Source organism: Psychrobacter sp. LV10R520-6, from assembly GCF_900182925.1.
Taxonomy (GTDB): domain Bacteria; phylum Pseudomonadota; class Gammaproteobacteria; order Pseudomonadales; family Moraxellaceae; genus Psychrobacter.
Map to the genome: position 1 here is coordinate 253436 of NZ_LT900024.1, position 11882 is coordinate 265317.

9 protein-coding genes, 2 tRNA genes and 1 rRNA gene are annotated in these 11882 nt (G+C 43.4%); 9 read left to right on the forward strand and 3 right to left on the reverse strand.

The window, feature by feature from the left end; translation table 11 throughout:
- The first annotated feature begins 100 nt into the window (after positions 1–100).
- From U1P77_RS01160 to U1P77_RS01170, 3 genes are all read left to right on the forward strand, one after another.
- Positions 101–637, forward strand: a complete 537-nt coding sequence (locus U1P77_RS01160; protein WP_321155619.1) for an acyl-CoA thioesterase — start codon at positions 101–103, stop codon at positions 635–637.
- 157 nt (positions 638–794) lie between these two features.
- Complete coding sequence (gene iscX, locus U1P77_RS01165) at positions 795–1007, forward strand: Fe-S cluster assembly protein IscX (RefSeq protein ID WP_321155620.1); 213 nt, start codon at positions 795–797, stop codon at positions 1005–1007.
- 56 nt (positions 1008–1063) lie between these two features.
- Positions 1064–1573: a GyrI-like domain-containing protein gene (locus U1P77_RS01170; RefSeq protein WP_321155621.1), complete on the forward strand. Its 510-nt coding sequence runs from the start codon at positions 1064–1066 to the stop codon at positions 1571–1573.
- Between the two features lie 166 nt (positions 1574–1739).
- Here the strand turns inward: U1P77_RS01170 and U1P77_RS01175 are convergent, their stop codons facing one another.
- Complete coding sequence (locus tag U1P77_RS01175; RefSeq protein ID WP_321155622.1) at positions 1740–3917, reverse strand: TonB-dependent receptor family protein; 2178 nt, start codon at positions 3915–3917, stop codon at positions 1740–1742.
- Positions 3918–4297: 380 nt separating this feature from the next.
- On the opposite strand from U1P77_RS01175, the gene U1P77_RS01180 reads away from it, so the two are divergent.
- Entirely contained in the window at positions 4298–4777 is a 480-nt protein-coding gene (locus U1P77_RS01180; RefSeq protein ID WP_321155623.1) for a GNAT family N-acetyltransferase, read from the forward strand.
- A 219-nt stretch (positions 4778–4996) separates the two neighbouring features.
- On the opposite strand, the gene dapE is transcribed toward U1P77_RS01180, so the two are convergent.
- Positions 4997–6244: a succinyl-diaminopimelate desuccinylase gene (gene dapE, locus U1P77_RS01185; RefSeq protein WP_321155624.1), complete on the reverse strand. Its 1248-nt coding sequence runs from the start codon at positions 6242–6244 to the stop codon at positions 4997–4999.
- 121 nt (positions 6245–6365) lie between these two features.
- The gene (locus tag U1P77_RS01190; protein WP_321155625.1) at positions 6366–7160 is read right to left on the reverse strand and encodes a 2OG-Fe(II) oxygenase; all 795 of its coding nucleotides are present in this window, start codon (positions 7158–7160) and stop codon (positions 6366–6368) included.
- Positions 7161–7290: 130 nt separating this feature from the next.
- On the opposite strand from U1P77_RS01190, the gene U1P77_RS01195 reads away from it, so the two are divergent.
- The 5 genes from U1P77_RS01195 to U1P77_RS01215 all read left to right on the forward strand — a co-directional run bounded on the left by U1P77_RS01195 (position 7291) and on the right by U1P77_RS01215 (position 11750).
- On the forward strand, positions 7291–8166 hold the full coding sequence (locus U1P77_RS01195) for a 23S rRNA (adenine(2030)-N(6))-methyltransferase RlmJ (RefSeq protein WP_321155626.1): 876 nt from the start codon (positions 7291–7293) through the stop codon (positions 8164–8166).
- A gap of 10 nt (positions 8167–8176) precedes the next feature.
- Positions 8177–9088, forward strand: coding sequence for a CDP-diacylglycerol--serine O-phosphatidyltransferase (pssA, locus tag U1P77_RS01200; RefSeq protein WP_321155627.1), 912 nt, complete (start codon positions 8177–8179; stop codon positions 9086–9088).
- A 715-nt stretch (positions 9089–9803) separates the two neighbouring features.
- Positions 9804–11342: ribosomal RNA gene (locus U1P77_RS01205) — 16S ribosomal RNA — on the forward strand.
- Positions 11343–11500: 158 nt separating this feature from the next.
- Positions 11501–11577 (forward strand) — tRNA-Ile (locus tag U1P77_RS01210).
- A gap of 97 nt (positions 11578–11674) precedes the next feature.
- Positions 11675–11750: transfer RNA gene (locus tag U1P77_RS01215), tRNA-Ala, on the forward strand.
- The last annotated feature ends 132 nt before the right edge of the window (positions 11751–11882 follow it).

Consider the following 11882-nt stretch of genomic DNA (forward strand, 5'->3'; position numbering starts at 1 on the left):
TCGCTAAAAGTCACTGAGGTGGCTTTTTTTGCGTTGAGTCAATTTACTTTTTTCCGATGCTAGCCATTAGCAGTCGATGTACTTAATAAGAGAGTCATTCATGAACATGTTGCTGCGTTTCTTTATCATGATTAGTTTGCTTAAGCAGCAACTTAAACAGCAGTCAGTTGATGGCGAGCTTAGTATAGAGATGCTTACCAAACCTGTTGTGCGTCGTTATCGGATATTACCGCATGACATGGGTTTTCGCGATCATTTGCCCAATTATCGCTATTTATCCTTCATTGAGCTAAATATTACCCGTTGGCTACTGGCATGTTGTCATCAAAAAAGTATTGAGCCATTGCAATGGATTATCGCCATGCAGGAAATGGTTTATCTCAAAGAGATTAAGTTTTTGGATAAAATGACGGTCAGTAGCACGCTGGCTGGTTGGGACCATAAATATATCTACTTTGAGCATCGTTTTTTTGTAAAAAACCAGTTAATGGGCGTAGGCATGACTAAGTTTGTGTTGATGAATAAGCAAGGTAAATGCGAACCTAATAGCCTCAATATGTTAGGGGAGCAGCTCAACGATGTCATCACTTCGTGGAACAAGCATCAGATAGCAGTGAAGTCTGCGCCAACGCCATAAATAGAGGGTTATTAATTTAGACGGTTGTTAATAATTGTGAGGCTTGGCTATACATCATCAGGCGAAGTTTGCTAGGATAGAGCACATTGACTTGGTACCCTGTTAATGAGTGGTATCACTAGTTGTAACCATTGTAATTTAATTTTAAGGAGCCGTTATGATCCCGCAGCCATTAAAATGGACAGATAGCTTAGATATCGCTATTGAGCTTTACGAAAAATTTCCTGAGACCGACCCACAACAAATACGTTTTACCGATTTACATCGTTGGATAACAGAGCTTGAGGGCTTTGATGACGATCCCAAAAAATCGAACGAAGGTATATTAGAATCCATTCAAATGAACTGGATTGATGAAGCTGCTGACTAGTTCGATTTTACTACTTTAAGTACGACCTCAAATAAAAAAATAGGACAGGCAGTATCATGACTTCACCAATTAAAGAGCTAACCGAAGCGGTAGCTTGTAAAGGCATCAGCATTCGTACCACCAACATCGCTGAAATCAGCCATGACACTGCTAAATTAGGTAGGTTATGGCAAAAGTTTTATCAAGGTCATGTGAGTCATCTCGAAGAGGGTGAGGATATTTATGGTATTTATCACAACTATGAGAGCAATGATGAGGTCGGCGCTTTTGATGTCGTAGCCAGTTGGAAGGTGGGCAGTCAGCAAGGCGAGCAAGACCAGCCAGGCAAAGAAGCTACTCTCAATGCTGGCAGTGTGATGACAGTAACTATTCCTGCAGGAAAGTATTTGATATTCTCTGAACATGGCAACATGCCTAATACGGTGATGAATGCTTGGGAGAAGGTTTGGGAATACTTTAATGACCCAAGCTGTGAGCACACGCGAGTTTACGATGTCGATTTTGAGCGTTATGTCGATGGCAATCTAGAATACGGTCAAGTTGATGTCTACATTGGTATCGAGTAAATTCAGTCGTGTGATGAGCCCTAAAAGGACAGTCTGTGACGACGCATCAGGTAACCTATCAGATCAATAGCTCAATAAAAAAGCCCCATCTGTCATTATAGATGGGGCTTTTTATATTATGAATAACCATACTAAGTATGACTATCCAAGATCATTTTAAGTCTACTTAAAACGTTTTAGTGACGCCAAGGGTAAAGGTACGCGGTAGATTTGGTCTAGCACCGTACGGTGTACGGCTCACAATCACCTGTTTATCTGCGATATTCTCCACTTTACCAAATAGTTTGGTACCATAGCCGATAGGGTAATGGGTGATGGCATCAATAGTGAATAGTGACTTGGTTTCGCTACGCGGGGCATTGGTACGACTGCAGCCAACCTCTTCACAAATACCGCCGGTATATATGGCTGTCACATACGTATCCCATCCCGAATCCATCTCAATACCTGCGCGCAAGCTGGCCTGATTTTCGGGCACTAGCGTGAGGCGGTCACCCTTGAGCGTGTTCTCATAATCTTCAGTCAGCTCAGCTTGGGTGTGAGTATAAGTGGCATTAAGTGGGATACGGTAGCCTGACATCTCAAAGCTTGTTCCTGCTGACAGCTCAAGTCCGGAGATAACTGCCGAGCCGCTCTCTTTTTCTATACCTGAGGTTCTTGGGCCACAAGGCGCATTTTCCGTGCAGTTTTTTAGTACCGAGTCAAAGTCGCTATAGAATCCGACTGCTTCGACATAATTATTACCAGCAATATAGCGCGTGCCGAGCTCGTAGTTGATACTGACTTCAGGGTCAGTGTTATCACTTTCAGACACGCCGGCCCCTAGTGGACTGAAGCCTTTATGAACACCAGCGATTAACTGCACGTTATCGTTGAGCTGATAGCTGCCGGACAAACCGGGTAAAAAAATGGACTGGGTGTTACTGACTCGTGCTTGCTGATCGGTATTAAGACCGCGGGTCTCCTCTGTATCTATGTGCTCGTAGCGCATGGCAAGATTTAAGGTTAATGGGTCAGTAACCTGCCATGTATCGGTCAGCCAAAGACTGGTCGCATCTGCTTTTTCTTCGCGGTTATTACTGCCACTAGGCGCTTTGGTACTTTGATAAATCAAATCGCCATCAACCTGATTAAAAATATCACTGGGCTGATAACGTTCGACCTTATCACGGTGGTAGCGCGCGCCGACATCAATATTGTGGTCGCCATAGCGGGTCAAAACATCGGTATTAAAGTTAGTTTGAATACCAGTGCTGTCATAGTCACGATCATTGGCTTTAATCTCAATACCGGGGAGGTCTTCGGTACCCTCTAATTGTCCTTGAGTGACATCCCCTTTATAAAACTTCTCGACCATATTGCCATTGAGCTTATACCAGTTACGATGGGTTTTATTATAATAGGCAGTTGTACGCAGCTCAGCGTTATTGTCCAGCAGCCAGTTATGGGTCAAATTCAAACCGGTATGTTCATTCTGCATATTATCAAGACGCGACATAGGGTAGCGTCTATTGGGGTCTTTATTGAAGTCATCATCCGTCAAGCCTAAATAAGTCTCATCACTGGATTTTTCTGAATATTGAGCTTTAGCAAATAGACTATGATCAGGATTGAGCTGATAGCGACCTTTTAGCACGTAATCTTGGTTGTCATAGTCGCCTGTGTCTTGACCATTGATTTGCTTAAAGCCGTTACCTTGCTGTTGCACCGTCTCAATAGAACCTGCAAAGTCGCCTGAGCGTCCGCCCGCATAAGCATGGACATCAACGCCGCCACGGTCATTAACAGCTGCGGTCACTTGTCCACCGTTTTGATTGGGAATAGGGGTTGATAAATAGTTAATCACGCCGCCGGTCGTTTGTGGGCCATAACGTAGTAGCGGGGCACCTTTGATAATCTCAACTCCTGATAACCGTAGGGCAGTCGGATGGTAATAGGCGGCAGGGGCAGCATAAGGAGCTGGCGCGATGGGCACGCCATCTTCCATTAAATGAACCTTACTACTACGCTCACCAATACCAGCACGAATACTAATGTTTGGACGCAGACCTAAGCCATCTTCTTCAGAGACGTAAACCCCAGGTACGGTTTGTAAGACTTGGTGAATATCTGTGATTTGCTCATTTTCTAGTTGTTCTTTATCCACATAATAGTTTGATCCCGTCATTAACGGCACATTATCTTTACTACCGATAATGGTAATTTCATCCAAGGTCACCGTAATTTCTTCTGCTACCGTGGTAGGGTTTGGCTGATTGTCTGGGTTTTGTGCATAAGCGGCCTGCATTGATAAAGCTAAGGTTGAAAGCAAAAACACAGTAAAAGACTGATAGGGATGAGACATCTTGTGGGCTCCGTTGCCAAGATATTTAGAAGTAAGTTATTTAGAAGCAAAGCATTCAAAAATAAGTTTGATTTAAGATTGAAAGTAACGAGACAGTTAAAAAAGATAACGTTATTACGACAATTTAAAACGGTGAATTTCAATAGCGTATGTTTGTGGAAACAGACAATATCAATAATGATTATCGTTTGCAACTAAATTCTCATTTATTAATAAATTATTATTACTTACGTTTGTATTGGCTATCTATCCTAGAGGCGGTCTTTACTGCTTTGTTAAGATATAAGTACTTACTGTGCTAAGCTATTATCCACTGAGGATATAGGCGATAAATATTGGCTTATACAATTTGGAATATGTAATATTTAGGATGGCATCACGTGGCAGTTACCTATCAAATAAATACGGCTATTAGCCCTGAACAGTTCATCGAACTATTAAACAAGTGTAGCTTAGGCGCGCGCCGACCAATTGATAACTACTATGTAATAAAAGGCATGCTTGATAATGCGGACCTATTGATTACCGCATGGGTGGGTGAACAGGAAGATAAAGAGGCAAATAAAGAAATAAGGAGTGGCGCTCACGATGACAGCCGTATAAAAGAGCTGATAGGGGTTGCCCGCTGCGTAAGTGACTTTAGCTATTGCTGTTATTTGTCGGACTTAGCAGTAGCTGAAAATTACCAGCATCAAGGTATCGGTAAATTAATGATTAAAAAGATTGAGCAGCAATTGCCACCAAGCTGTAAGATTATTTTACTGTCTGCTCCGCAAGCCAGTGATGCCGTTAATAAAATAAGTTATCCTAAGATTGGTTTTACTAAGCATGAGAATGCGTGGGTGAAAATGGTAAATTGATAACTATTTTAAAACGTAGCTAATTGTTTACTATTGACCTATTACTTGATATGACGGGCTATAGTTTGAAGCGCATAACTCATGATTTGAAGCTCGTCATAATCCTTATTACATACAGCCTTTATTAAAAACAGTCCTTATTAAAAATAAAAAAAGCGCTACTTGCTAAACAAGTGGCGCTTTTTTATGGATAAAATATAATCAGTCTCACTGAAGTTCTTAATCAAGCAATAAATTCTCTAAAATTCCTTCATATATCTGTGCTAATTTTCCTAGATCATCAATCTCAACCTTTTCATCCACTTGATGAATGGTTGCATTACGCACGCCAAGCTCAACCACTTGCGCACCCGTTGGAGCAATAAATCGTCCATCGGAGGTGCCACCAGAAGTGGATAAAGTAGTACCAGTATTGGTAACTGCTTTAATCGCTTGCTGGCATGCTGATACCAGCTGGCCTTCAGGGGTCAAAAATGGCTCGCCTGATAGTTTCCAATTAATCACGTAACTGGCTGTGCTATCTTTGAAATACTTATCAAATATCGCGTGAGTTTTCGCTTTTAGCTCATCTGCCGTGGTTTCAGTGGAAAAGCGAAAGTTAAATACCACCTCTAACGTTCCAGGAATGACATTATTTGCGCCAGTGCCGCCATCAATATTAGATATTTGCAGTGAAGTGGCGGGGAAGTAAGTGTTACCCGCGTCCCAAGTCGAACTGGTCAATTCCGCCAGTGCTGGCATGACCGCATGAATAGGATTGCTCGCCAAATGTGGATAAGCAACATGACCTTGTTTACCAGTAACGGTTAAGATTGCACCCAATGAGCCACGGCGACCGTTTTTGATAATATCACCGAGGGTATCGGTACTCGATGGCTCACCAACTAAGCAATAGGTGATCTTCTCTTGTCGTGCTTCTAACGCTTCAATGACTTTAACTGTGCCATTAATTGATGGGCCTTCTTCATCGGAGGTGATTAAGAATGCAATAGAGCCGTTATGTTCTGGATGATTGCGCACAAAGCGTTCGGCGGCAACGGTAAAAGCGGCAATGCCGGTTTTCATATCAGCCGCACCGCGGCCCCATAGATAACCATTAGCAAGCGTTGGGGTAAATGGTGGATAGGTCCAATTGTTTTCATCCCCTGTGGGCACGACATCGGTATGACCTGCAAAACAAATCACTGGCTCAGTCGTTCCGCGCCGCGCCCATAAGTTTTTGACTTCAGCATGTTCACCGCTTTTTTTCTTATCACCAAAATACATAAACTCGCAGTCAAATCCTGCTTGTTCCAAATGCGTTGACAAGATATCTTGGCAACCGGTATCGTCAGGTGTCACTGAAGGGCGTTCCATCAATGCCATGCTTAAGGCTAAAGTCGCTTGCTGATGAGTATCTATTTCAGAGTTTTTAATACCTTCGATGTTATTGTTGGCAGTTTTTGGGGTTGAGTCATGATTTGACATTGGGAACCTTTTTAAAGTTAAAAGTAATTAATGATAAAATGATAGAGAATGGTCACGCTAATGGTTTATTGTTTGAATTCTCTCTAACATTAGGTGTTTTCAATATTGAGGGGTTTCAAAGCTAAGGGTTTTCAATAAAAGGCACTAAGCTATCGCGTCGCATCCAAGTGGCAATAGAGTAGCGTTGCCGATGGGCGATTTGTACTTGATGTTGTAAATCACTGTCAAATATTATCAAGCGATTGGCAACCGGCATGACGTTGTGGTGCGCACCATGATTATCAATCACTTCTAACGCACCGCCGTCACTTGCTTCCCAGTCATCATTGAGATAAAAAACTGCTGAGATAACGCGCTCATTACGGTTAGAAGGATTGTCGCTATGCCATTGATAGCCAAAACCAACCGGATAGCAGGCATAATGTGCCTCACTATGACGAATGCCTGTGAATAAGCTACGGTTGAGGGTGAAGGCCAGGGCATTGATGCTTTGCAAATAATAATATCCTGCAAAGAAGTCTTGGGTAATCCAGCGAATTTTATCACCGCGAATATCACTGACCCGAATACCGGTGGTCAGCTTTGCATCGCGATATTTAATAAAACCACTTTCAGCTTGCAGTGCCAATAGAGCTTTGCTCTCAAACACCTCATCAATAACAATCCAGCCATCATCGACCAGCTGATCAAGCTGCGCATTAGTAAGCCTATCTTCCCAGCTAACTTCAAAATCGGAAATCTGAAGGACCTGTTGAGTAAGCGGGGTATCGTTAGCATTACTATCGACAGTGGTGTCCATAGCTTCACTGACATTTGGAATAAGCAGCGGCGGATTATTGTCACCTATCGGATCATCGATGCCCAACTCTGTTGAGCTTAAACCTACTAAGTGAAGGTTGCTGATAATCTCTGTCATTTTATTCCTTATTAATATCTGCCCTTATCAATCAGTAATTAATCAACGCCTATTTACCAAAACCTTCGTTATATTTTACTCCACCTATGCTACCATAGATGCAATTTTTCTTATTTAAACTTTTAAACTTATGAATTATAAACACGCCTATCACGCCGGTAACTTTGCTGATGTGGTCAAACACATTTTATTGGTACAACTGCTTAATCAACTAGGCCAAAAAAACAAGCCTTTTTATGTGCTTGACGCTTACGGCGGTCGTGGCCTGTATTCGCTTAGCAGCGAAGAGGCCCGTAAGACGGGTGAATCTAGAGGTGGTATTCAAGCTTTGATGAAAGCTGACACCGAAAAGGCACCAGCAGCTATCAAAGATTATGTGGAAGGTATCAAGCAAGCCAGATTCACTTATGACAAAAAAGTCTATCCTGGTTCGCCTTGGTGGATTGCCCATCATGTCGAAAAAAATCCTGATGGCGGTGTTCGCGGCGAAGCGTTTGAAGCAAAAGCCACTGAATACGACGCTCTTAACTATCAGCTACATAAGTTGCCCATTGGTATCCATCATCGCAATTCGTTTGAAGGGATTGCTGCTGTTATCCCGCCAAAAGAGAAACGTGGTCTAATTTTACTTGATCCTCCTTATGAGCAGGAACATAAAGACTTTACCCGTCTGATTAATTTGTTAGTAGCTTCGTATAATAAATGGCCACAAGGGACCTATGCGCTATGGTTCCCAATTAAGAACATCGAAGCGGTAGAGTTGTTTTATAAAAAACTGAAACGTACTGATATGAGACGTCAGCTGGTTTGTGAGCTAAATATTTATCCTAATGATATTGCTGTGGGTCTTAATGGTACGGGCATGCTTATTATTAATCCGCCATGGCAGTTTGACAACCATGCGCGTGAAATATTGCGTTTCTTACAACCTATATTCAAGGTCGCTGATGCGCCAGATCTAACCCCTGATAGCGCGACCAACGTGCGCTGGCTAGTGGGCGAATAAGGACACTGTTATGACTACTGAGCAATCACCCAATGACACTCGTTCAAATGATGGCTTACAGGATGGACTGTTACAGGACGGCTTATCACGTGACAGTGCAGCTACCCAGCCACCGTTTATCGATGAGCATGATTTTAATATTCGCTTAGCGGACAATGATAATTATGATGGTCTGACCTTTGAGGTGATTGAAGCAGAAGTTGCTGAGGGTAAGCAAGTGGTGAGTCGCGGTGTTTATTTAGCACCTAACCTAATTACTACCTTATCACTGCTATCTGGTTTTTATTCAATCTTGGCTAGTACAGATGGTAAGTTTTATCAAGCGTCCTTAGCGATTTTCTTATCAGCTATTCTGGATGGTGCGGATGGTCGAGTTGCACGGATGCTTAATGCACAAAGCCCATTCGGTGAGCAGTATGACTCTTTAGCGGATATGCTCGCTTTTGGTATTGCGCCTGCAATTTTGATTTATAGCTTTGCTCTAGAGCCATTAGGTCGCATTGGTTTAGGTTGTGCGTTTGTCTTTACTGCTTGTGGGGCATTCCGTTTGGCACGCTTTAACGTGCAGGTTGGTACAGTCGATAAAAAGTACTTTGTCGGTCTAGCAAGTCCGCTTGCAGCTATCTTGGTAACGGCTGCTGTCATGGTTGCCGTTGATCATAACGAGTGGGTGGGACAATACGATAGCTTAGTAATTGCTTTGTTTGCTGCTTGGGTGGTTATATGTGGTTTACTAATGGTCAGTAACGTTAAGTATTATAGCTTTAAAGAGTTCGATAAAAAGAAAGTTCCGTTTGTCGTTCTTATCGTTGGCGTACTGGTAATGAGCATAGCAATATATGACATACCAGTTGGTATCTTAGCTATTGGTATTATCTACGCCTTATCAGGTATCGTCACGACATTAAAGAGCAAAATATAAAGCTAAAATTTAGCAGCTATTTAGTCTAAAAAGAGCCATCCTAATATAGGGTGGTTTTTTTAACTTCGATTTAATGAATATCATAAAATATTTCCAAACCCCCTTGACGCCCAATCAGAACTGCGTATAATACGCCCCTATCGGAACGGAGCTGCTTCAAATAATATAGATACTATTTATAGTATCGACTATAGAATAAGGAGCCAGCTAGATTGGAAGTAGAGTTTGAAATTAAACTTTAAAAACCAATTAAAAATAAGTTCTTGACACCAGCAACAGATTCTATATAATACGCCCCTCAGCAAAGGAAGCCAGCGACATAAGTAACCTACTTATAACCTGACTCACTTACTGAAACGAATTAGAACAAAGGGTTGACAGACTATCAAACGATGATATACTAGTCAGCTCGCTAAACGAGATAAGCAAATTGCTTTGATTGATTAGCTGGACAATTATTTACTGGACGACAGTAAATAAACACTATTTAAAAGCATAACTAAAGAACAACTTGTGTGGATTTTTGCTGATTCAGAATGCTAAAAAATAAAGTTGGTTGAGTCTCTTTTCGAGGCGATGCTAACTATAAAAATTATCATTTAAGACAGCAAGAAAACTCAAAGTTAATTCATTACGAACATAATTACGAGCGTATAATTGCCAGATTAAATGAGCCAAGTTTAGTAACCTCTTTAAAGGGTTACATAGCAAGATTAAACTGAAGAGTTTGATCATGGCTCAGATTGAACGCTGGCGGCAGGCTTAACACATGCAAGTCGAGCGGAAACGATGGTAGCTTGCTACCAGGCGTCGAGCGGCGGACGGGTGAGTAACACTTAGGAATCTACCTAGTAGTGGGGGATAGCTCGGGGAAACTCGAATTAATACCGCATACGACCTACGGGAGAAAGAGGGCAGTTTACTGCTCTCGCTATTAGATGAGCCTAAGTCGGATTAGCTAGATGGTGGGGTAAAGGCCTACCATGGCGACGATCTGTAGCTGGTCTGAGAGGATGATCAGCCACACCGGGACTGAGACACGGCCCGGACTCCTACGGGAGGCAGCAGTGGGGAATATTGGACAATGGGCGAAAGCCTGATCCAGCCATGCCGCGTGTGTGAAGAAGGCCTTTTGGTTGTAAAGCACTTTAAGCAGTGAAGAAGACTCTGTGGTTAATACCCACAGACGATGACATTAGCTGCAGAATAAGCACCGGCTAACTCTGTGCCAGCAGCCGCGGTAATACAGAGGGTGCAAGCGTTAATCGGAATTACTGGGCGTAAAGCGAGCGTAGGTGGCTTGATAAGTCAGATGTGAAATCCCCGGGCTTAACCTGGGAACTGCATCTGAAACTGTTAGGCTAGAGTAGGTGAGAGGAAGGTAGAATTCCAGGTGTAGCGGTGAAATGCGTAGAGATCTGGAGGAATACCGATGGCGAAGGCAGCCTTCTGGCATCATACTGACACTGAGGCTCGAAAGCGTGGGTAGCAAACAGGATTAGATACCCTGGTAGTCCACGCCGTAAACGATGTCTACTAGTCGTTGGGTCCCTTGAGGACTTAGTGACGCAGCTAACGCAATAAGTAGACCGCCTGGGGAGTACGGCCGCAAGGCTAAAACTCAAATGAATTGACGGGGGCCCGCACAAGCGGTGGAGCATGTGGTTTAATTCGATGCAACGCGAAGAACCTTACCTGGTCTTGACATATCTAGAATCCTGCAGAGATGCGGGAGTGCCTTCGGGAATTAGAATACAGGTGCTGCATGGCTGTCGTCAGCTCGTGTCGTGAGATGTTGGGTTAAGTCCCGCAACGAGCGCAACCCTTGTCCTTAGTTACCAGCGGGTTAAGCCGGGAACTCTAAGGATACTGCCAGTGACAAACTGGAGGAAGGCGGGGACGACGTCAAGTCATCATGGCCCTTACGACCAGGGCTACACACGTGCTACAATGGTAGGTACAGAGGGCAGCTACACAGCGATGTGATGCGAATCTCAAAAAGCCTATCGTAGTCCAGATTGGAGTCTGCAACTCGACTCCATGAAGTAGGAATCGCTAGTAATCGCGGATCAGAATGCCGCGGTGAATACGTTCCCGGGCCTTGTACACACCGCCCGTCACACCACGGGAGTTGATTGCACCAGAAGTGGATAGCCTAACCTTAGGGATGGCGTTCACCACGGTGTGGTTGGCGACTGGGGTGAAGTCGTAACAAGGTAGCCGTAGGGGAACCTGCGGCTGGATCACCTCCTTATAGACGCATTCGGTCAGCAAGAATTCACAACAAGTTGTTCTTTAGTTTAAGCTATTATTTATTAGCTTTAGCCGTAGTTGGCAGACGACAGGAGATTCCCTTTAAGGAATATCCTCTTGCGAGCCTAACAGAGCGATGCTCTGTATTAACGGCTCTCAGGGTCTGTAGCTCAGCTGGTTAGAGCACCGTGTTGATAACGCGGGGGTCATAAGTTCAAGTCTTATCAGACCCACCATTTATCCACATAGGTGAAGTAGCCATTAGCAAATTCCCTTTAAGGGATTTACTCTTGCGCTCGGATCGAAGCAGTGCTTCGATTGTATCCTCGCTCAGGGGCCATAGCTCAGCTGGTAGAGCGCCTGCCTTGCACGCAGGAGGTCAACGGTTCGACTCCGTTTGGCTCCACCATAATAAATGATAAATAGCTTAGTGTGCGAATAACATAGAAAAAAGTGATTCAGATATATGAACTATATCATAAGATTACTTCTTTCTGTTTTATACAGAACCTACTACTCGACGAGAGAGTAGGAACTATTT

Excerpts from the sequence above, each read along its gene's own strand:
- U1P77_RS01175 (WP_321155622.1), bottom strand. The coding sequence starts at position 3,917 with ATGTCTCATCCCTATCAGTCTTTTACTGTGTTTTTGCTTTCAACCTTA.
- U1P77_RS01195 (WP_321155626.1), top strand. The coding sequence starts at position 7,291 with ATGAATTATAAACACGCCTATCACGCCGGTAACTTTGCTGATGTGGTC.
- U1P77_RS01170 (WP_321155621.1), top strand. The coding sequence starts at position 1,064 with ATGACTTCACCAATTAAAGAGCTAACCGAAGCGGTAGCTTGTAAAGGC.
- U1P77_RS01160 (WP_321155619.1), top strand. The coding sequence starts at position 101 with ATGAACATGTTGCTGCGTTTCTTTATCATGATTAGTTTGCTTAAGCAG.
- dapE (WP_321155624.1), bottom strand. The coding sequence starts at position 6,244 with ATGTCAAATCATGACTCAACCCCAAAAACTGCCAACAATAACATCGAA.
- iscX (WP_321155620.1), top strand. The coding sequence starts at position 795 with ATGATCCCGCAGCCATTAAAATGGACAGATAGCTTAGATATCGCTATT.
- U1P77_RS01190 (WP_321155625.1), bottom strand. The coding sequence starts at position 7,160 with ATGACAGAGATTATCAGCAACCTTCACTTAGTAGGTTTAAGCTCAACA.
- pssA (WP_321155627.1), top strand. The coding sequence starts at position 8,177 with ATGACTACTGAGCAATCACCCAATGACACTCGTTCAAATGATGGCTTA.